This window comes from Arthrobacter sp. DualSoilB13 (assembly GCF_055389195.1).
Genome location: NZ_AP035865.1, coordinates 2629326 through 2648389 on the forward strand (window position 1 = coordinate 2629326; position 19064 = coordinate 2648389).

General features: G+C 60.0%; 20 protein-coding genes. 4 read left to right on the forward strand and 16 right to left on the reverse strand.

Going from position 1 to position 19064, the window contains the following annotated elements; genetic code table 11:
• The first annotated feature begins 177 nt into the window (after positions 1-177).
• Positions 178-1491, forward strand: a complete 1314-nt coding sequence (locus tag ACZ5J0_RS12080; protein ID WP_464093213.1) for an AI-2E family transporter — start codon at positions 178-180, stop codon at positions 1489-1491.
• Positions 1492-1577: 86 nt separating this feature from the next.
• Here ACZ5J0_RS12080 and ACZ5J0_RS12085 read toward each other — a convergent pair whose 3' ends face one another.
• Together ACZ5J0_RS12085 and ACZ5J0_RS12090 are read right to left on the reverse strand one after the other, a co-directional pair.
• The gene (locus ACZ5J0_RS12085) at positions 1578-2372 is read right to left on the reverse strand and encodes an alpha/beta hydrolase (protein ID WP_142938638.1); all 795 of its coding nucleotides are present in this window, start codon (positions 2370-2372) and stop codon (positions 1578-1580) included.
• Positions 2373-2390: 18 nt separating this feature from the next.
• Positions 2391-2735 (reverse strand): ATP/GTP-binding protein, encoded by a 345-nt coding sequence (locus tag ACZ5J0_RS12090; RefSeq protein ID WP_142938637.1) that lies wholly within the window; start codon positions 2733-2735, stop codon positions 2391-2393.
• A gap of 49 nt (positions 2736-2784) precedes the next feature.
• Between ACZ5J0_RS12090 and nucS the strand changes: the two genes are divergently transcribed.
• From nucS to ACZ5J0_RS12105, 3 genes are all read left to right on the forward strand, one after another.
• Positions 2785-3480 (forward strand): endonuclease NucS, encoded by a 696-nt coding sequence (gene nucS / locus ACZ5J0_RS12095; RefSeq protein ID WP_014922168.1) that lies wholly within the window; start codon positions 2785-2787, stop codon positions 3478-3480.
• Between the two features lie 47 nt (positions 3481-3527).
• The gene (locus tag ACZ5J0_RS12100; protein ID WP_464093214.1) at positions 3528-4769 is read left to right on the forward strand and encodes an N-acetylglucosamine-6-phosphate deacetylase; all 1242 of its coding nucleotides are present in this window, start codon (positions 3528-3530) and stop codon (positions 4767-4769) included.
• A gap of 306 nt (positions 4770-5075) precedes the next feature.
• Positions 5076-5279, forward strand: a complete 204-nt coding sequence (locus ACZ5J0_RS12105; protein ID WP_017199737.1) for a cold-shock protein — start codon at positions 5076-5078, stop codon at positions 5277-5279.
• A 179-nt stretch (positions 5280-5458) separates the two neighbouring features.
• Here ACZ5J0_RS12105 and ACZ5J0_RS12110 read toward each other — a convergent pair whose 3' ends face one another.
• The 14 genes from ACZ5J0_RS12110 to ACZ5J0_RS12175 form a co-directional block, all read right to left on the reverse strand.
• Entirely contained in the window at positions 5459-7975 is a 2517-nt protein-coding gene (locus ACZ5J0_RS12110) for a phosphatidylglycerol lysyltransferase domain-containing protein (RefSeq protein ID WP_464093215.1), read from the reverse strand.
• Entirely contained in the window at positions 7957-9255 is a 1299-nt protein-coding gene (locus ACZ5J0_RS12115) for an alpha/beta hydrolase (RefSeq protein ID WP_464093216.1), read from the reverse strand. The genes ACZ5J0_RS12110 and ACZ5J0_RS12115 overlap by 19 nt, the downstream gene beginning before the upstream one ends.
• 5 nt (positions 9256-9260) lie before the next feature.
• A complete protein-coding gene (locus ACZ5J0_RS12120; RefSeq protein ID WP_142938633.1) occupies positions 9261-9692 on the reverse strand; it encodes a DUF2550 domain-containing protein in 432 nt (143 codons plus the stop codon).
• Between the two features lie 10 nt (positions 9693-9702).
• Complete coding sequence (locus ACZ5J0_RS12125; RefSeq protein WP_014922172.1) at positions 9703-9987, reverse strand: F0F1 ATP synthase subunit epsilon; 285 nt, start codon at positions 9985-9987, stop codon at positions 9703-9705.
• Between the two features lies 1 nt (position 9988).
• Positions 9989-11440 (reverse strand): F0F1 ATP synthase subunit beta, encoded by a 1452-nt coding sequence (atpD, locus tag ACZ5J0_RS12130; protein ID WP_091468394.1) that lies wholly within the window; start codon positions 11438-11440, stop codon positions 9989-9991.
• 84 nt (positions 11441-11524) lie between these two features.
• Entirely contained in the window at positions 11525-12415 is an 891-nt protein-coding gene (locus ACZ5J0_RS12135) for a F0F1 ATP synthase subunit gamma (RefSeq protein WP_011775258.1), read from the reverse strand.
• Between the two features lie 76 nt (positions 12416-12491).
• On the reverse strand, positions 12492-14129 hold the full coding sequence (gene atpA / locus ACZ5J0_RS12140; RefSeq protein ID WP_011775259.1) for a F0F1 ATP synthase subunit alpha: 1638 nt from the start codon (positions 14127-14129) through the stop codon (positions 12492-12494).
• An 85-nt stretch (positions 14130-14214) separates the two neighbouring features.
• Positions 14215-15042, reverse strand: coding sequence for a F0F1 ATP synthase subunit delta (locus tag ACZ5J0_RS12145; RefSeq protein WP_142938632.1), 828 nt, complete (start codon positions 15040-15042; stop codon positions 14215-14217).
• Positions 15042-15599 carry a F0F1 ATP synthase subunit B gene (locus ACZ5J0_RS12150; RefSeq protein WP_011775260.1) on the reverse strand — a complete coding sequence of 186 codons (558 nt, stop codon included), beginning with the start codon at positions 15597-15599 and terminating at the stop codon, positions 15042-15044. Before ACZ5J0_RS12150 ends, ACZ5J0_RS12145 begins: the two co-directional genes overlap by 1 nt.
• Before the next feature lie 50 nt (positions 15600-15649).
• Complete coding sequence (gene atpE, locus ACZ5J0_RS12155; protein WP_011775261.1) at positions 15650-15868, reverse strand: ATP synthase F0 subunit C; 219 nt, start codon at positions 15866-15868, stop codon at positions 15650-15652.
• Positions 15869-15947: 79 nt separating this feature from the next.
• The gene (gene atpB / locus ACZ5J0_RS12160; RefSeq protein ID WP_142938631.1) at positions 15948-16748 is read right to left on the reverse strand and encodes a F0F1 ATP synthase subunit A; all 801 of its coding nucleotides are present in this window, start codon (positions 16746-16748) and stop codon (positions 15948-15950) included.
• A gap of 81 nt (positions 16749-16829) precedes the next feature.
• The gene (locus ACZ5J0_RS12165; RefSeq protein ID WP_142938630.1) at positions 16830-17165 is read right to left on the reverse strand and encodes a hypothetical protein; all 336 of its coding nucleotides are present in this window, start codon (positions 17163-17165) and stop codon (positions 16830-16832) included.
• Positions 17152-17643: a hypothetical protein gene (locus tag ACZ5J0_RS12170; protein ID WP_142938629.1), complete on the reverse strand. Its 492-nt coding sequence runs from the start codon at positions 17641-17643 to the stop codon at positions 17152-17154. Before ACZ5J0_RS12170 ends, ACZ5J0_RS12165 begins: the two co-directional genes overlap by 14 nt.
• 119 nt (positions 17644-17762) lie before the next feature.
• Positions 17763-18875: an MraY family glycosyltransferase gene (locus ACZ5J0_RS12175; RefSeq protein ID WP_166840890.1), complete on the reverse strand. Its 1113-nt coding sequence runs from the start codon at positions 18873-18875 to the stop codon at positions 17763-17765.
• Between the last annotated feature and the right edge of the window lie 189 nt (positions 18876-19064).

The window sequence follows — 19064 nt, forward strand, 5'->3', positions numbered from 1 at the left end:
ACCGTTTTGTTATCAGAGAGTCAGATCGAGGTGATCTCCCCGACACCCCGAAAAGCCCGCCACCGCGCCGCTCCGGCGCCATTACGCGGTCCTGATAGTGTGGCGATGATCATGATATACGGGCCTCCCAACGCCTAAGTCCACCTTGTACCACCACTGAAAAGGCAGCTAAACCGCGTGAAAGACCACATGGAGCCCCGTCCCGTCGAAGAGTCAGGGTCAGGTGCGGTGGATTCCCCTTCCGGGGGTGGCACCGCTACTTCCGAGGGCCCTGCTGCAACGGTTCCGGTCCGCACCGGACGCCTGGCTGCCATCAGCCGCAGACTTCGGCAGCCCATTCCCGGAGCCCGCAACCGGGTGCGATTCGAGATGCCCCCGGAAACTGAATCCGATGAAGGCAGCGAAAGGTTCCGCCCCGAGGACGACCACGGATTCGGCGCCCCCGGCCCGCGAATGTCATCACAGCATCCTGTATATGTCGGATTCATGGGTACCGCCGGCGTCGGCATCGCCCTGGCCGTGTTCTACATTGCCAGCAACACCACCCAACTCATTTTGTGGATCGTGGCCGCGCTGTTCATCGCACTTGGACTTGATCCCGTGGTTCGTTGGCTTGAAGGCCGCAAAGTCCCCCGCCCCGCGGGCATCCTCATTTCCGTCTCAGCGCTTGTCCTTGCAGTGGCAGGCTTCTTCGCAACACTGATACCCACCATCGTCGAACAGGTATCGGAAATCGTCCGCCAAGCCCCTGAGTGGATCCGCGGCTTCCTCGACTCGGACTTCTTCCGCAGCGCAGACAGCCAATTCGGCGTGCGTGACCGTATCACTACTGAGCTGGACAAGTTCGTCAAGGACCCCGAGGCGATGGGTGGCATCTTCGGCGGCGTGGTGGGTTTCGGTTCCACTGTGGCCAACGGCCTGTTTGGTTCGCTGATCGTCCTGGTCTTGAGCCTGTATTTCCTGGCAGCCCTGCCGTCCATGAAGAAATGGGCTTACCGCCTGGCTCCCCGGTCCCGCCGTCCGCGTGTTGAGGCGCTCTCCGAAGCGATCACTGATTCCGTGGGTAATTACGTCATTGGCCAGGTCTGCGTAGCCCTCCTGAATGCTATTTTTGCGTTCATCCTGATGACCATCCTGGGCATACCATTCAGCGTCCTGCTTGCGTTCGTCGTTGCCCTGCTGGCGTTCATCCCCTTGGTGGGCGGCATGATCGCTGCAGTAGTGGTTATCCTGGTGGCACTGACCGCCGGCTGGCAGACAGCGGTGGTTTACGCGATCGCCTACTTCGCCTACCTGCAGTTCGAGGCGTACTTCATCTCACCGCGCATCATGCAGCGCGCTGTGGCGGTTCCGGGAGCCGTGGCCGTGATCTCGGTGATAGCCGGTGGCAGCCTGCTTGGCGTCCTTGGCGCGTTGATTGCCATTCCCACAGCAGCAGCGATCATGCTGCTCATCAAGGAAGTCTTCATCGTCCGGCAAGACAGGCACTGAGCCTTCTCTCGGTTTTTGTACAGATAATGCCCCTAAGCATCGTGTTTAGGGGCATTATCTGTACAAAAACCGGACGCGGGGCCCAGCTAGGCGCTTGCGACCGGCCCCGCCCACTCCCGAGGTAGACCGTCGGCTCCGGCACCCGCCGGAGTGACGTCGTCGACGATTTCATTCAAGACTCGCGCTGCGTACTTTTCGCCAACCCAGAGGTGCTTGGCGCCGTCGACGCCGACAATCCGGGCTTGAGGCACCACAGCGAACCGCTGGGCTGCTTCAGCAGGCTGCAAGTAGTCATCGTGCTCGGGCACCAGGACGGTCAACGGCTTCCCGGACTCGGCCCACTCCTTGAGGTGCACGTCCGTGGCCCGGTGCAACGGTGGCGACAACAACACGGCACCTTCGATCTCCGAGGCTACCGGCTCCACCGCCCCGTACATCAGGGCCAGTTCAGTTCCGAAAGACCACCCCACCAGCCAGCGGTGCGGCAAGCCGCGTTCAACGGCGAAACGGACGGCGGCCTCGACGTCGTACCGCTCACCAATGCCCTCTTCGAACTGACCATCGCTGGTTCCGCGCGGCGATGCCGTGCCCCGCGTATTGAACCTCAGCACGGCGACGCCGGCCAGCGCCGGAAGCCTGTACGAGGCCTTGCGGTACACGTGCGAATCCATGAATCCACCGTGAGTGGGCAACGGGTGGAGCGTGATCAAGGTGGCGGTAATTTCCCCTGACGCCGGGAGCGCGAGTTCGCCCAGCAGCACCTTGCCGTCCTCTGTGGTGAACTCCACATTCTCGCGCACAGCGGGAAGGACCGTGGAAGCACGGATTTCCGAGGGCGCATTCTGCGGGGTGAACACGAACGAGGCGGGGTCGAAAGTCATGGTTCCAAGCCTAGCGAATCAGCGGTAACGGTACGTCCGGCCCGTCCAGCAGTTGGTGTGCCAGTGCCTGCGTTCGGCCAGCCCTGCGGCCTGTCCAAACAGATGGCTGTCGGACCACACCACCAAGTGGGCGATACCCGGGACGATGGCAGTGGAGCAGCCAGGGCAGATGTACTGCTTCTCCGCTTTCCTGGCCGTCATGGTTCGCACCATCCAGTCACCATCCGGGGCGCTTTCCCTCCTGGCGATTCCGGCACGGGCCCGCTCAAGGTCCAGCTCCTGCGCCGGTTCAGTCCACTTTCCACCGGAGTTGCCGGAGCGTGTGCTGGACGCGTTGCGACGGGGACGGTTGGAGCGGGGCATACTTCCATTCTGCCCCAGCCATACCGTTGCAGACGGTAATGTGGGGCGGGTGCGACTCGTCATAGCCCGTTGTTCTGTTGATTACGTTGGCCGCCTCAAGGCCCATCTCCCGCTCGCCACCCGGCTCCTGCTGGTCAAAGCGGATGGTTCGGTGTTGGTGCACTCCGACGGCGGCTCCTATAAGCCGCTGAACTGGATGAGTCCCCCCGCGACCCTTCGGGTGACCTCACCGGAGGAGACCGAAGTGGAGGAAGGGGTGGTGGAACAGTGGACTGTTCAGTCCGCCAAAACGGATGACCGCCTCATCATCAATATCTACGAGCAACTGCACGACACCTCGCACGAGCTCGGCACCGATCCCGGCCTGATCAAGGACGGCGTCGAAGCGGATCTTCAGAGGTTGCTGGCCGAGCAAATCGAACTTTTGGGGTCCGGTTACTCCCTGATTCGGCGCGAGTACTTCACAGCTATCGGTCCTGTGGACATTTTGGCCAGGGACGCGGCCGGGGCCACTGTTGCCATCGAACTAAAACGCCGTGGAGACATCGACGGCGTTGAACAACTCACGCGTTACCTCGAGCTGCTCAACCGCGACCCCCTGCTGGCACCGGTACGGGGAATTTTTGCCGCACAACAGATCAAACCCCAAGCGAAGGTCCTGGCCAACGACCGCGGAATAGATTGCGTCACGCTGGATTATGACGCCATGCGCGGCGTGGATGACAGCGAGTCACGGCTTTTCTAGGTTCCCGTCTTCGGGAGGGTGTGCCGCAGGCCACTAGAATCAAGACCATGACTGTTGCATCCTCCCCATCGTCCGCTCCAAGCCATCAGATCATTAAAGGAACGCTTGTCAGCGACGGCGAGGTGGTGGAAGACGGATTGGTTGCCGTCGACGGCGACAGGATTGCCTATGCAGGCCCGGCCAGCGCCTTCGATCCGGAAGAATTCGACGGTTTTCGCAACGCGATCCACTTAGGCATCCCCAGCGGTAGCTACCTCTTCCCCGGCCTCGTTGACGTGCACTGCCACGGCGGCAATGGCGGCGACTTCCCTGGCGGTGAAGAATCTTCCGCGCGCAAGGCCGTGGACTTCCTTCATAGATCAGGTACCACCACATTCCTTGCCAGCATGGTCACTGCTCCCCGGGAAGACCTCCTCCGGGGTATCGAGCTCTATGTGAAGCTCGTGGATGAGGGGCTGGTGGCCGGCATTCACCTTGAAGGCCCGTTCCTCTCCCATGCCCGATGCGGGGCCCAGAATCCCGACTACTTGTTGGAACCGGATCTGGAGCTCATGGACGAACTGGTGGCTGCCGCGGCCGGCAAGCTGTCCACCATGACCTACGCCCCCGAACTTCCAGGCGCAGCTGCCCTGGTGGACCTGATGACTTCCCATGGCGTTACTCCCTCCTTGGGCCACACCGACTGCGACGACGCCACGGCCGCGGCGTCGCTCGCTGCGGCACGGGAGGGACTTGAGTCGGCAGGGTTCGACGGCGTCAGCTCGCTTCCCACCGTGACGCACCTCTTCAACGGGATGCCGCCCATGCACCATCGCGCCCCGGGTCCCGTTGCGGCGTGCCTGCGCATGGCGCAGGAGGGAAAGGCCGTTGTTGAACTCATTGCAGACGGAACGCACCTGGCCCCGAGCACCGTGGCAACTGTCTTCCAGTTAGTGGGCGCCGGAAACATCGTCCTGGTCACGGATTCAATGGCTGCCGCAGGATTGTCCGATGGCAGCTACATGCTCGGCCCGTCCCCGGTCACCGTCAGCGACGGCGTGGCCACACTCGATGCCACGGGATCCATCGCCGGAGGCACCTCCACCCTCTTGGAAGTTGTCAGCAAAACGGTGGCAGCCGGCGTCGGACTTCCCGACGCGATTTGCTCGGCAACAGCGGTCCCGGCCGCGGTCCTTGGACTTTCCGATGAAATAGGCGGGCTCCGAAGAGGACTTCGCGCCGATGTGGTGGTAACAAACCAGGATCTGCAACTGACGGGCGTAATGCGCAATGGGCAGTGGTTGTCCTAGATTCCCGGCGTCCGGGTTCCTACACGTTCCTTGGAAAAGGCCGTTGAATTGTCGGACCCGGCGTTACCTTCTTTTTACCGAAAATTTTCCTGAATTGCCCAAAAGACCGTTGACCTCCGGCAGAGCACATGAAAGTGTTATAGCAGTCTTTGTGTAGGTGTTTTTCATGCTCGCAAGACCAGTTGCGAGCGTGAAGCTCCTGCGAATCAATCAGGCCCAGGCTTGGTTGGTATTCGGGTCTTCTCGCGGAGTAACAAATCCGGTACGAGGTGTATCGGACTGATGTTCCACAATGAGGAGATATACATGGCACTGGGAACCGTCAAGTGGTTCAACGCCGAAAAGGGCTTCGGCTTCATCACCCCGGATGACGCGGATGGGGACGTTTTTGTCCACTACTCCGAGATCCAGACCGGTGGCTTCAAGACCCTCGACGAGAACCAGCGCGTTCAGTTCGAGATCGGTCAGGGAGCCAAGGGCCCCCAGGCAACCGGCGTTACGGTCGTCTAGTCGTACCTGTTGATCCCTGCATATTGCGGAGACAACACAACTCGTTGACCCTGGCTTTCCAGCCGGGGTCAACGTGTCTTAATGGAGGAAACCCCGGCCACCCTCTGCGGGTTCTCAACAACGACTGTTACTAACCATGAAGAAATACCAATCGCGCCCTTCGAATAGGCGTTGACAATTCAACCAACCAAGCTCCGGAGCAGCCGTGCGGAATGCCGGACTGATAATCCAGGAAGGTACGCCCTGCTGAGCGCGCGACCTATTGCAGGAAGATGCAGTGGGTCTTGATAATACATGTACAACGTTCTGTACTCGGGTTGGAATCTCGACTTAAATGAGGCCAGGGACCTGAATCCGTAAACGGGCTCCAAGGCCTGTCCCACCACCTCAAGTATTCCGGCCAAACCTTTGGCCCTCTGCTCGATCTCCCCCTCTTCCCGGGCCAAGGGCGACCCGGACAAGGAAATAAGTTCCACGGAGTCCCGCAAATGCAATACTGCCGATGCGATGAGAAACTCCATGACCCCGGGAAAAGCGTCGCCGCGCCGCCGCATGAAGTCCAACGTCCAACTGACAACAACGCCGTCTTCATACACGGGAAGCCAACTGGTGACGCCATAGACGAAGCCCGTGCCATCAACCGCAACGCAACACAGGACGTCTTCATCATCCAACTCGTCCAGACCGCCCATAGTGAAACCCATTTCCGGGATCTTCTTTTGGGCTGCCCACTCTTCCGAGACTTCACTCACTTGGGCGCGTACCCCGAGCGGCAGTTCGGAGTAACGACCCCAGTTTGCCGTGATCCCCATCTTCGAGGCGCGGTTTAGTGAGGTCCTGACGTTCTGCCACTCCTTGCCCCTGAATTCCAGGCCCCTAATTCGTAGGCGGGTTTCCTGGGCGACAGACACACGGCGGAAACCGCGCGATCGCAGCATGGGCCATAGCTCGTCTGTGCAGGAGTAGAGGCACGGAGTCAACGCGCGCTGGGAGCAGAAATCCAGGAACCCTTGGGCGGTCACCGCATGGTGCTGGCGCGCTCCGAAGGGACCGGCCAGCGTCAATGCCACGTGACTGTGCTGTTGGTAGGCCACTCCCCCGGTTCCATCTGGAGTGAACCAATACTTGTTCGGTTCCCACAGCGCCATCCATGAGAGCGAATCTCCGCCCCTCTTCACCAGTGCACGGGCCGCCTGCCGCGCCTGGCGGTCAAGTCCTCCGGCGTGATGTCCCCGGATTAGCAGCACCCACACACCAAGTAACGCTACGAGCCAAAACAGTGTGCCCGAATAGGAAAAGAGGAAGACTTCCAGCACATCGCGCTCGGCGAAGACTTTACGGTAAACGCCGGGAAGCGGAACGGGGAGGTACTGCCTGGCAAGTTCAGCCGCCAAACCCAGCAGACCGCCGTCGCGAACCAACCCCCCGGAGGCCAACCACACCACCGTGTAGGCCAGCGCCAGGCCTCCCCCAGTCAGTCCGACCAGCAAAAACACCTTCCGGCGGAGACGATCAGAAGTCTCCACCCGGAAATGGCCCCTGTAGACAAACAGGAGCAACGCCAACGCCAAGGGAACCAGCACCAGCGGAATGATATGAACCACTGCCGTATTGAGCATCCCCGCATGTGGTCGACCTGGGGGCCGCGGGATGCCGGCAAAGAGACCAAGGTAGATCGTGGACAAGGCCACCACCACCAACTGCACCCCGATTGCGATTCCCAAGGCCAACCGCCGCCCACGCCTCATGCCGTCGGCGCAAATGAGTAGCAATACAACGGGAACCACCGCCAGTGCCAATCCGAACGGCCCTGTGTAGCCTTGGCGGGTGATGTCGAGGCAGGTGACGTCGATGGTTCCCCCGCAGTTGCTCTCCAGCTGACTTAGCGTGGGCAGCGGGTTGAGGATGACATCCCTGAGCAAAGCCAAGGGTCCGGACGGGCTTTTTGCCGCAGCGGTCACGATGGGACCCACGGCGAAAATTGCCATGGTCAATGAAAGAAGGTTGCGGATTTCCCGGCTGGTTGACCTGTGCAGGTGGAGATGGCCCTGGCTGCTTTGCATCCACCACCCGGTCAGTAGACCTATGAGCGCGCCCAGGAAGCCCACCACGGTCTCCGCATGCCCTACGTACAGAACCAATAGCAGGGAAATCGCGAGCACCACGGTCCTCAGGCGCCGTTGCCACAAGGTGGGCAGGATCGCACTGGCCGCCAAAACGGTGGTGAGAACGGCGCCGTAAGGGCCGATCAGGCGGATGCCAGTCATTCCTGATAGCCAGCCGTCGCCCAGGTATTGGGCAACCTGGGTTACAAGGAGGAAGGCGGATACGCAGGCGAACTGGCCACCAAAGAGCACTCCTGCCGTCCTGAGGGAGCCCAAGTGCCGCTCTGCCAAGCCAAGGAAGAACAGAATCATCAGGACAGCCGTGACGTAGGCCAACGGATTGGTGGTGAAGAACAACGACGTCCAAATAGACCACCATTCCCCGGACCGCAGACCCTCCAGCGAAACACTGGCAACGGAAAGCCAAGGCTCCGCCGGGCCCGTCAGGAAGCTCGCAGACACCAAAGACAGGCCAACAAAGAGGGCGAGAACCATCATTGTGAACGGCGTTGATCGCAGATGCCGTCCTGCTTGCCCCAACGCAGGTCTGATGACGCCTTTGACGGCCAGGCTCACCGCCGCAACCCCCATCGGGAGGCCAGGAAGTCGAGGCCACCGGGCATGCCACGTATCACGGCGTCCCATGAGTGCCCGGCCTGTGGAATTGAATGTTCTTCAGTTGCAAAACCGGCGTTTCTTGCAGCGTCCGCAAGCTCATGCATGTAGCTGGTGAACTCATGGTCAGCCTCACCTGAAACCAGGTACACACCGCTTCCGGAGAAATCGCGTTGCTGCATCAACACCAAAGGTGTCCTGGACTCGAACGATTCAACATCACCGTCGAACGAGTCCGAGATTGTCTTGCTTCTGTCTTTAGCGAGTGCAGGTTCCCGCTCGGCGGCGAAGGGAAGAATGGACGCGAAAAGGTCCGGGTGGGAGGTTCCCATCTGCATGGCACACGTGCCGCCAAAGGAAAAACCGCCTACAGCCCACAGCTTGTGATCCCTGGAGACATCCAGCGTTTCAGTGATCCACGTGGGTACATCCTGCGAAAGATACGTATCCACGGAAGCGATTTTGCTATCCATACACATGGTGTTGGCATTGGCTGATCCGTTGGGGTCCACCACCACGGTGACAGGGGCGATTCCCTGATGGGCTTCAGCGTACTGGTCCAGGAGGGACCGGAGCTGGCCACCGGTAAGCCAGTCCGCAGGACCGCCTGGTTGACCAGCGAAGAGGACAAGCACAGGCAAGGTTGGACGTTCTGCAGTCTGGTAGGCGGGCGGCAAGTAAATATAAGCATCCCGTGCGTTGAAACCTGAAGCGGTTCCAGGAATGGCGGCTTTGCGCAGGACGCCGTTTCGGGGCATGGAATCGGGGGCTTTCCATGCGGACAGGGCAGGGCCTGGCTTTGCATCCGGACTGCGTTTGAGGCTCGCTTCAAGTGGCTGTATGCGTGCCACCGCGGTACCCAGCAGGTCCGAGACCGTGTTGTTCAGTCCGAAATAGAGGTTTATCTGGACAACGCATAAAAGAAGAACGCCGAACATCGCCGCCACGCTGAACGAACGGCCGCGCCAGGAATTTCGGGGAAACCGCGCAACGCACAGGAGCACTGCAGCGACAGCTGGTACCGCCCAAGCCACGGTCTGAAACGGCAGGTTCTCCGAGAATGTGGCCAACAGATCCACAAGGATCCAGTGAATAAGGGCCACTACCCCGATCGCCACAAGCAGGCTGGCCGGTACCAGCAGCAGCCAGGATCGTCGTCGACGCCATAGGAGGTAGGCCCCGCCGACTCCACCGCAGGCGATACTGAACCAAAGGAAAGGCCCATCCACCAAGCTGACGTCCGAAAGAAAATCCATAACGCCTAACGCCAGGTTCCGACGCCGATGACCGGCCCCGCTTCGAGCCAGGACGACAAACCAGCATAGGCATCGAAATTCATGGCGAGCATGAACTTCTGACCTTCATACTGCAGTTCAACCACCACGACGCCAGGTTGAATCCGGACGAGCTCGTCTTCCGTGGGCTGACGGCGTCCCAACAATTCAAGGGAGCTGCGCGTGAATTTATGTTTGGGGATGACGCTCAGGGACATCAGGCGGAACCACTCGAGCTCGTTGTCCTGATAACGACAAACCCCCATCTGCCAGCTGTTTCCAGCCATGCAAATGGAGGCGTCGACCGTGCCCAGGGCGCGCCGCAGATTGAAGCGACGCACCCCGAAAAGGCACAGTGAAATGATCAGCAACGTAAACGCTGTTGCCAGGGCGATGAACGGAATAAGGGAATCGTCCATCAAGGTCGTGCTATCGGATCCCCGCTGTAGCCGCTTCGCCCAATTTGGCGTTGTCAGCAACAATCACCACGCGATCGTTGTCGACGGAGAAGAATCCGCCGTCAACGACTACTGCAATGCGATCACCGGAAACCGGCTGGATTGCCAGCTCGCCCGCGGCCATGATGGCCAAAAGGGGCGAGTGGCCCGGCAGGATTCCGATTTCACCATCGCTGGTGCGGGCCTTCACCATCTTGGCCGCACCGGACCACACGAAGTGGTCCGCTGCGACAATCTCAACCTCGAGCTCAGCCATACTACTTGGTCTGTTCCTGGATCTTGGCCCACTGACGCTCGACGTCATCCAGGCCGCCGACGTTGAAGAACGCCTGCTCTGCGATGTGGTCAAGCTCGCCGTCGCAGATAGCCGTGAAGCCTTCCACGGTGTCCTTGATGGACACGGTGGAGCCTTCGACGCCGGTGAACTGCTTGGCGGTGTAGGTGTTCTGGGAGAGGAACTGCTGGATACGACGTGCACGGGACACGACGATCTTGTCCTCTTCAGACAGTTCGTCAACACCGAGGATGGCGATGATGTCCTGAAGTTCCTTGTTCTTCTGCAGGATCTGCTTTACACGGACAGCCGTGTTGTAGTGATCCTTGCCGATGTACTGGGGATCCAGAATACGGGAGGTGGACGTCAGCGGATCAACGGCCGGGTACAAACCACGGGAGGCGATTTCACGGGAAAGTTCCGTGGTCGCGTCCAGGTGTGCGAAGGTCGTTGCCGGAGCCGGGTCGGTGTAGTCGTCAGCCGGCACGTAAATGGCCTGCATCGACGTGATGGAGTGACCCTTGGTGGAGGTAATGCGCTCCTGGAGCAGACCCATCTCGTCAGCAAGGTTGGGCTGGTAGCCCACAGCGGACGGCATACGGCCGAGCAGCGTGGAGACTTCCGAACCTGCCTGCGTGAAGCGGAAGATGTTGTCGATGAAGAGCAACACGTCCTGGTTCTGAACATCGCGGAAGTACTCCGCCATGGTCAGAGCAGACAGAGCCACGCGAAGGCGCGTTCCCGGCGGCTCATCCATCTGGCCGAACACAAGGGCGGTGTCCTTAAGAACGCCTGCCTCTTCCATTTCAACCCAGAGGTCGTTTCCTTCACGGGTACGCTCACCAACACCGGCGAATACCGAGGTACCACCGAAGTTGCGGGCAACACGGGTGATCATTTCCTGGATCAGAACGGTCTTGCCAACGCCGGCGCCGCCGAACAGGCCGATCTTTCCACCCTTGATGTACGGGGTGAGAAGGTCGATGACCTTGATGCCGGTCTCGAGCATCTCCGTGGAGCCCTCGAGGGACGCGAAGGACGGAGCCTTGCGGTGGATCGGCCAGTAGGCGTCTGCCTTGATCTCGGACTCTTCGACGTCCAGCGGCTTGCCGAGAACGTTGAAGATGTGGCCCTTGACGCCGTCGCCGACGGGCACGGAGATGGGAGAGCCGGAGTCCCGCACGGTGGTACCGCGGACCAGGCCGTCGGTTGCCTGCAGGGAGATGGCGCGAACGAGGTTGTCACCCAAGTGCTGGGAGGTCTCGAACGTGATGGTTTTCGTCTGGCCGTTGAGAGTGATCTCAGTGGTCAGAGCGTTGTAAATCGAGGGGATTGCGTCAGCCGGGAATTCGACGTCGACAACCGGACCAATAACACGGGCAATGCGGCCGGTGGCACCGGCCGTAGCTACGTGTTCGGTAGCAGTGGCAGTCATCTCTCTCACTTCACTCAGTAGATGGCGTGGGGTTAAGTTTATCTGTTTGGTGCAGGTGCGGCTTTGAGCCGAATCCGTTGCTGGCTAGGACGCGAGGGCGTCTGCGCCGGCCACGATTTCGGAAAGCTCCTGCGTAATCTCGGCCTGGCGGGCCGTGTTGCGAAGGCGCGTGTACTTCTTGATCAAATCCGTAGCGTTGTCACCGGCCGACTTCATAGCGCGCTGGCGGGCTGCGAGCTCGGAAGCTGCGGCCTGCAGCATGGCTGCGAAAATGCGGGACTCGATGTAACGCGGAAGCAGTGCGTCAAGCACCTGCTCTGTTTCCGGTTCAAACTCGTACAACGGCAACAGCTCGGATTCCGAGGCTGCTTCCTCCTCTACGACCTCCAGCGGAAGCAAACGGATGACCGTCGGCTCCTGCGTCACCATGGACTTGAAGCGGGTGTACACAACGTGGATCTCGTCCACGCCGCCCTCTTCGAAGTCGGTGGAGAAGTCTTCAAGAAGTGCAGCTCCGACTTCCTGCGCGGTTTCGAATTCCGGTGCGTCCGTGCCACCGGTCCATACGCGGGCGTAGGACCGGTTGCGGAAATCGAAGTACGCCTGCGCCTTGCGGCCAACCAGGTACGCCTTGACTTCCTTGCCTTCTGCGTGAAGAAGCTCGGTGAGACCTTCAGCCTGCTTGAGCACACTTGCGGAGTAGGATCCTGCAAGACCGCGGTCCGATGTAATGATCAGGACTGCGGCGCGGCGGATCTGCTCCGGCTCGGTGGTCAGCGGGTGGTCGATTTCGCTCTGAGTTGCGACAGCAGAAACGGCGCGGGTAATCGCGTTCGCGTAAGGCAGTGAAGCTGCTACGCGGGCGCGGGCCTTACCGATGCGCGAGGTAGCGATCAGTTCCATCGCCTTGAAGATCTTGCGCATCGACGTCGTCGAGCTGATCTTCTGACGGTAGACCCGAATCTGGGCTCCCATACTTATCCTTTCCTAAGTTCCCGATGTGCTGCCCTGCCGGGGCCCTTACGGACCCCGGCAGAGCAGGTTATCGAAACTAGCGCTTCTGCTTGACGATCTTTTCCTGGTCGACGTCGCCGCCGGAGATCGCTGCGTGCTCTTCGTGGCCAGCGCCTACCAGGTGGTTGTCGCCTTCGCCGAAGAAGCCCTTCTTGAAGGAAACAATGGCTTCCTTCAAGGCTGCAGCGGTGTCGTCATCCAGGACGTTGGTCTGAGCCAGCGTGGTCAGGATGGAGGACTTGTGCGTGAGGTGCTCCAGGAACTCGGACTCGAAGCGGCTGATGTCCTCAACCGGAACGTCGTCCAGGTAACCGTTGGTACCGGCCCAGATGGACACAACCTGGTTCTCAACCGGGAACGGTGAGTACTGGCCCTGCTTCAGCAGTTCCATCAGGCGTGCACCACGGGTCAGCTGCTGACGGGAAGCAGCATCCAGGTCAGAGGCGAACATAGCGAATGCCTGCATGTCGCGGTACTGAGCCAGGTCCAGCTTCAAGGTACCGGAGACCTTCTTCATGGACTTGACCTGTGCAGCGCCACCAACGCGGGAGACGGACACACCAACGTCAACAGCGGGACGCTGGTTGGCGTTGAAGAGGTCCGACTGGAGGAAGATCTGGCCATCGGTAATGGAGATCACGTTGGTCGGGATGTAGGCAGAAACGTCATTTGCCTTGGTCTCGACGATCGGCAGACCGGTCATGGAACCTGCACCGAGCTCGTCGGAGAGCTTGGCACAACGCTCCAGCAGACGGGAGTGCAAGTAGAAAACGTCACCCGGGTATGCTTCGCGTCCCGGCGGACGACGCAGCAGCAGGGATACGGCGCGGTAGGCTTCGGCCTGCTTGGACAGGTCATCGAAGATCACCAGAACGTGCTTGCCGCCGTACATCCAGTGCTGGCCGATGGCCGAACCTGCATACGGTGCCAAGTACTTGAAGCCGGCGGGGTCAGATGCCGGGGACGCCACGATGGTGGTGTACTCCAGTGCGCCGTGATCCTCGAGGGTCTGACGAACGGCTGCGATGGTGGAAGCCTTCTGGCCAACACCAACATAGACGCAACGTACCTGCTTGGTGACATCTCCCGAAGCCCAGTTGGCCTTCTGGTTGATGATGGTGTCCACGGCGATGGCGGTCTTGCCGGTCTGGCGGTCACCGATGATCAGCTGACGCTGGCCACGGCCGATCGGGATCATGGCATCGATAGCCTTGAGGCCGGTCTGCATCGGTTCGTGAACCGACTTGCGTTCGGTAACGCCCGGAGCCTGAAGTTCCAGTGCACGGGTGGCCTCGGCCTTGATCTCGCCGAGGTCATCGATGGGCTGGCCCAGGGGGTCGACAACGCGACCCAGGAAGGCGTCGCCAACGGGAACGGACAGGATCTCACCGGTACGGTGAACTTCCTGGCCTTCTTCAATACCGGTGAAGTCACCGAGGATAATGACACCGATCTCGCGGACGTCAAGGTTCTGGGCCAGGCCCAGCGTGCCATCTTCGAAGCGAAGCAGCTCGTTCGCCATGACCGAGGGAAGACCCTCAACACGGGCGATGCCGTCACTTGCGGTGGTCACACGACCAACCTCTACGCGCTCTGCGTTTCCGGGTTCGTAGGACGCCGCGAACTCGTTCAACGCATTACGGACGTCGTCGGCGTTGATGGTCAATTCGGCCATCTGCAGTCCCTGCTCTCCTGTTTTCGTGATCATCGTTGCTCACGATGACCGGGTTTTATATCAGTTAAGTTGTGCTTTGTCTTCGCTAGCCAGCGAGCTGGCGGCGGAGTTCGGTCAGGCGGGCGATAACCGAAGCGTCGAGCACTTCGTCACCCACCTGCACGCGGATTCCACCGATCAGTGCGGGATCAACATTGACGTTGACCTTCAGTTCGCGGCCGTACAGGGCATCCAGCCCGGCCTGCAGACGGCTGGCCTGCGTTTCCGTCAACGGACGGGTAACGCTGACAGTTGCAATCCAGCGCTGCTGACGCTTGGCTGCAAGCTTGGCGAATGACTCGACGAGCTTGCTCGGCTTGACACCACGCGGCTGCGTAACTGCCTGGCTGATGAGAACTTTTGCTTCCTCGCTGCTGCCAGGAACAAGTTTCTCGGCCAATGCAATCTTCGCCGCTGGTGATGCCTGCGGCTCAGACAGAGCACGTTGTACTTCGTGGCTGGAGGCGACGGCCTGGTTGAAGGCAAACAGGTCGTTTTCCAGCTCTTCCAGCCCCGTGATACCGGAGGCAGAAACGGCCGACTTGTTTTCAGCTACGGCAATGACAACCGTGGCGGCAAGCGTCTCGAGTGCATCGCCGATATCGCGTGCCGATGCCCAGCGCGAGCTGGCCAATCCGCCTGCAATCTCAGCAGCATCAGCGGAGACTTTTCCGCCAACCAGCTGCTTGACCAGCGCCGACTTCTCGTCACCGGAACGGGACGGGTCAGTCAGGGCGCGGCGCAAGCCAGCCGAGCTGTCCACCGTTCCCAGGATTCCGAAGAGGTCCTTAGCCAACTGCAGCGAGGCGAAGGGAAGCTTGGCTTCCAGCTGCGCCAGCGCTGTGGTCAGCGATTCGCTCGATATACCTGCCATTACTTAGCTGCACCTGCGCTCTGGGTCTCCAGATCTGCCAGGAAGCGGTCCACAACGCGCGCGGCACGCTGATCGTCGGTGAGTGCTTCCCCAACGATGCGGCCGGCCAGCGTGGTGGCCAATGTGCCAACCTCCGAACGAAGCGAGACAACAGCTGCCTGGCGCTCCGACTCGATGGCAGCATGTGCCTGCTCAGTGATGCGTGCAGATTCTGCCGCAGCCTTTGCCTTCAGGTCCGCGAGGATCTGGGCGCCTTCGGCGCGTGCTTCTTCGCGGATGCGGTTGGCTTCGGCACGGGCGTCGGTGAGCTGCTGCTTGTACTCTTCAAGAGCTGCAGAAGCTTCCGCCTGGGCCGCTTCGGCCTTTGCAATGCCACCTTCGATTGCTTCAGCGCGCTCTGCGAAAGTCTTCTCGAACATCGGGACAACAAACTTGACCACGATGTACATGAGGACCGCAAAGCCCACGAGGACTACGCCCATTTCCCAGACGTTGGGAACGAGCGGATTAGCCTCCGCAGCGCCTTCAGTGGCGGCTGAGATGATCAGCTGATTCATATTTCACCCGTCCTATCTACTCGTGCTTGGGATTCGCTTGGGTTCCAGGACTAGGAAAGAACGAAAGCGAAGACCAGGCCGAGGATGGCGAGAGCTTCAGTCAGAGCCAGACCAAGGAACGCGATCGGCTGCAGCACACGCTGAGCTTCCGGCTGACGTGCAACACCGTTGATGTAAGCGGCGAACACGAGACCCACACCGATACCACCGCCGATGGCCGAGAGACCGTAGCCGATGAGGTTGAGGGAGCCGTTGATGGTGCCTTCCATTTTTTCTTCCTTTCAAGATGCCGCCCGTGCGGCAGGTTGTTTGGGTTGCTTCATCCCCGCGAGGGGAAGTTTTGGGAGCCTAGTGGCTGTCGGCGTGCAGGGCGCCTTCGATGTAGATCGCGGTCAACAGTGTGAACACGTAAGCCTGCAGGGCCATGATCAGTGCTTCGAGCATGTACATGGCCACGGCGCCTACCAGCACCAGTACCGATGCGCCCTTGAGCAGGACGTTCTCCTGCATAACAAGGAACTCGATGCCGGAACCGGCGAGCATGACGATCAAGTGGCCTGCCAGCATGGTCGCAAACAGACGGAGGCTGTGCGTGACCGGGCGGACCAGGAAGTTGGAGATGATTTCGATCGGTACGACGATCGGAAGGATGTACCACGGAACACCGGACGGAACGGTGGCGAGCTTGAAGTACTTCAGGCCGTTCTTCTTAATGCCGATGGCGATCCAGGTGACATATACGATGCCGGCCATGACGTAGGCGCCGCCTACATGCGAGAAGCTCGGGAGCTGGATCAGCGGGATGGCGCCATAGATGTTGTTCACCAGGATGAAGAAGAACAAGCTGAACAGCAGCGGGACGTACTTGATGAAGTCCTTGCCGCCGATGATGTCCTTGGCGATGCTGTTGCGCACGAAGCCGTACGCCATCTCGCCTGCGAACTGCAGCTTGCCGGGTACCAGCTGCTGCTTACGTGCAGCGAGGATGAAGAATGTAGCGATAATGACGACCGAAAGGATCACCAGCAACATCTGCTTGGAGAAGCCATCGTGCGCACCCCAAGGCAGGATTGCCGGCAGGTGCATTTCGTCGATTCCGGGTGGGGTGAATGACCCCGAATCCTGGGCGGGGAGCGCAAGCGCGATCAACGCGTTTCCTCTCTGCTGTGTCCATCATTGGGCATTGGTTGGAATCCGGACGCGTTGGACGCATCTGTAATCCATGTGAAATTATTTGGCATTACTGTCCCCGTCCGTGGACGGACCGCTGTCTGCTTTGCTCTCGCCAGATGAGGAGCTTTGTCTGGTGAGGCCATGCATATGGGAAAGATAGAACCCTCCTGCGGCTCCCAGCAGAGCGCCAAGGAGCACAATCCAGCGGGTCCCCCACAGATTATCCAGACCCCAGCCTATCAAACTCCAGACAATGATCCCGCCAATGATGTAGCTGAAGACGGCTATGCCGGCGTTGTATCCGCCATCGTTTCCGGCTTCTGCTGATTCACCATGTTTGACGGGCTGCTGAGTAGTGGCCCCGGGGCGTGTATAGCGCTTACGCGGAGACATCCGGGCCACCCTTCTGCTCCTCTGGATCGTTGTAGATCTGGAGACGGGCCTTGCTGAAGCCGTAGATTTCGGCGGCTTGCCAGAACACGACTGTCACAACGGCACCGATGAGGAACCATCGGCCATGGAGCCAGTCCGGAGCACCCAGCACAAAAAGCACTACAGCAAAGCCGACCACCTTGATGAAATATGTTGCAACAAAGAGGCCTACTGCGCCGGAGGGGTTGTTACGGCCAACAAAGTGACCGATCAAAAGGCTGATTCCAAAGAAGAGCATGACCAGCACGGCACCGAACGCGGCTGATAGCGCGCCTTGTCCGCCGTTCATGAAGGCCGCAATCACGCACGTGACAGCAGTGGCTGCCAGAGCTGCTACGGAACTAAGAAGAAGCAACCGGAGCCACAACGAGGACGGCTTGCCAACGGCCCCAACACCACGTTTACCGGACGGGTGTCCGGTTTCGGCGTTGGATGTCATGGGGATACCAATCCTCGTGGCACGGGTGCCATATTCTCAAAGTGGGGTTACGGGCGAGTGACTGTCCGCAGTAAGAATTCTACATGAGATAGAACTGTGACCATAACCGACTCTCACAACTACTCCCCCGGCCGCGTCGAGTTCCGGGTGAAGTAGGGCCACGCCGTCACGGCAGCCATGACCAGCGCTGCCGCTATGAGGACAATGAGCACGATCTGCCATGGGAAAACCGCAAAGGCGACGCCGCCAAAGGCAAGAATGCTCGTCCAAACATAAAGCATGACGACGGCGCTGCGGTGCGAGTACCCAAGGTCCACCAACTTGTGATGAAGGTGCCCGCGGTCAGCGGACCACGGTGACTGGCCTCTGGCTGTTCTTCGGACAACGGCCATCCCCAAATCAAGAAGGGGAAGGGAAAGCACGGCGAAGGGCAGCAAGATGGGAACAATGGTGGGGATACCGTTGGCGCGGTCGTAGAGACCGGAGCTGATCTGCCCCGTGGCCACGACGCCGGCCGAAGCCATGAGCAAGCCAATGAGCATCGCCCCGGAATCTCCCATGAAGATTTTGGCGGGGAACCAATTGTGCGGCAGGAATCCGATGCAGCTGCCAACCAGGATGGCCATCAGGAGTGTCGCGAGGTCCGAGTTGTCCGTGGACGGATTGTTACGGTGAACCCAGTAGGCGGTAAGGAAGAAGGCTCCGCCACCGATGATGGCGACACCGGCGGCCAAGCCGTCCAGCCCATCAATGAAGTTGACTGCATTCATGGTGGTAACAATTAGCCCTGCGGTCAGCGCAATCTGAACTACCTCGGACTCAAGGACAATCGGTTCCGGGATGAAGGGAACCACAGACATCCGCACGCCCCAGATGGCCACGATCAACGCAGCTGCAGCCTGGCCCAGCAATTTGATCCACCAACGGATGTCAAGGATGTCATCAGCCACCCCCACAGCGACGATCACCACGGCACCCGCCAGGATCCCCCAAGGTGCATCGTTGTGTCTGAAGATGTCCTTAACGAAGAAGGAATTGCTCGCCACCACCAGTGCGACGAAGAATCCGACAAAAATGCCCAGTCCACCGAGTTTTGAGATCAGCGCCGAGTGCATGTCACGGCTACGTATGGGCTGATACAACCGCAGCTTGTTTCCCAGCACGCGGGCACCCCACGTCCCGGCGTACGCTACAACGGCCGCCGTCAGGGCCATCAGCATGTACATGATCATGACGCGGCCCCGAATAGCAGCCCGCACACCAGAGGGCAAGAATGGATCATCGAATGCAGCCGGCGGGATTGAATGCCGTCGGGTTGTGGGCAGCTCAAGGTGTGGAAATCTGTCTTTGGATAAATGGAACTACTCCGTCGCCATGCCTGCACCGGCTGTGCCGAATGTTGCGGGATTTCTGTGGACTCT

Bases quoted from the DNA above. Each gene is read 5' to 3' on its own strand.
- atpA (WP_011775259.1), bottom strand. From the start codon at position 14,129: ATGGCCGAATTGACCATCAACGCCGACGACGTCCGTAATGCGTTGAAC.
- ACZ5J0_RS12150 (WP_011775260.1), bottom strand. From the start codon at position 15,599: ATGAATCAGCTGATCATCTCAGCCGCCACTGAAGGCGCTGCGGAGGCT.
- ACZ5J0_RS12110 (WP_464093215.1), bottom strand. From the start codon at position 7,975: ATGGGGGTTGCGGCGGTGAGCCTGGCCGTCAAAGGCGTCATCAGACCT.
- atpE (WP_011775261.1), bottom strand. From the start codon at position 15,868: ATGGAAGGCACCATCAACGGCTCCCTCAACCTCATCGGCTACGGTCTC.
- ACZ5J0_RS12125 (WP_014922172.1), bottom strand. From the start codon at position 9,987: ATGGCTGAGCTCGAGGTTGAGATTGTCGCAGCGGACCACTTCGTGTGG.
- ACZ5J0_RS12135 (WP_011775258.1), bottom strand. From the start codon at position 12,415: ATGGGAGCCCAGATTCGGGTCTACCGTCAGAAGATCAGCTCGACGACG.
- ACZ5J0_RS12170 (WP_142938629.1), bottom strand. From the start codon at position 17,643: ATGACATCCAACGCCGAAACCGGACACCCGTCCGGTAAACGTGGTGTT.
- ACZ5J0_RS12165 (WP_142938630.1), bottom strand. From the start codon at position 17,165: ATGTCTCCGCGTAAGCGCTATACACGCCCCGGGGCCACTACTCAGCAG.
- ACZ5J0_RS12105 (WP_017199737.1), top strand. From the start codon at position 5,076: ATGGCACTGGGAACCGTCAAGTGGTTCAACGCCGAAAAGGGCTTCGGC.
- ACZ5J0_RS12085 (WP_142938638.1), bottom strand. From the start codon at position 2,372: ATGACTTTCGACCCCGCCTCGTTCGTGTTCACCCCGCAGAATGCGCCC.
- ACZ5J0_RS12115 (WP_464093216.1), bottom strand. From the start codon at position 9,255: ATGGATTTTCTTTCGGACGTCAGCTTGGTGGATGGGCCTTTCCTTTGG.
- atpD (WP_091468394.1), bottom strand. From the start codon at position 11,440: ATGACTGCCACTGCTACCGAACACGTAGCTACGGCCGGTGCCACCGGC.
- ACZ5J0_RS12175 (WP_166840890.1), bottom strand. From the start codon at position 18,875: ATGATCATGTACATGCTGATGGCCCTGACGGCGGCCGTTGTAGCGTAC.
- ACZ5J0_RS12090 (WP_142938637.1), bottom strand. From the start codon at position 2,735: ATGCCCCGCTCCAACCGTCCCCGTCGCAACGCGTCCAGCACACGCTCC.
- ACZ5J0_RS12145 (WP_142938632.1), bottom strand. From the start codon at position 15,042: ATGGCAGGTATATCGAGCGAATCGCTGACCACAGCGCTGGCGCAGCTG.
- ACZ5J0_RS12120 (WP_142938633.1), bottom strand. From the start codon at position 9,692: ATGGACGATTCCCTTATTCCGTTCATCGCCCTGGCAACAGCGTTTACG.
- ACZ5J0_RS12100 (WP_464093214.1), top strand. From the start codon at position 3,528: ATGACTGTTGCATCCTCCCCATCGTCCGCTCCAAGCCATCAGATCATT.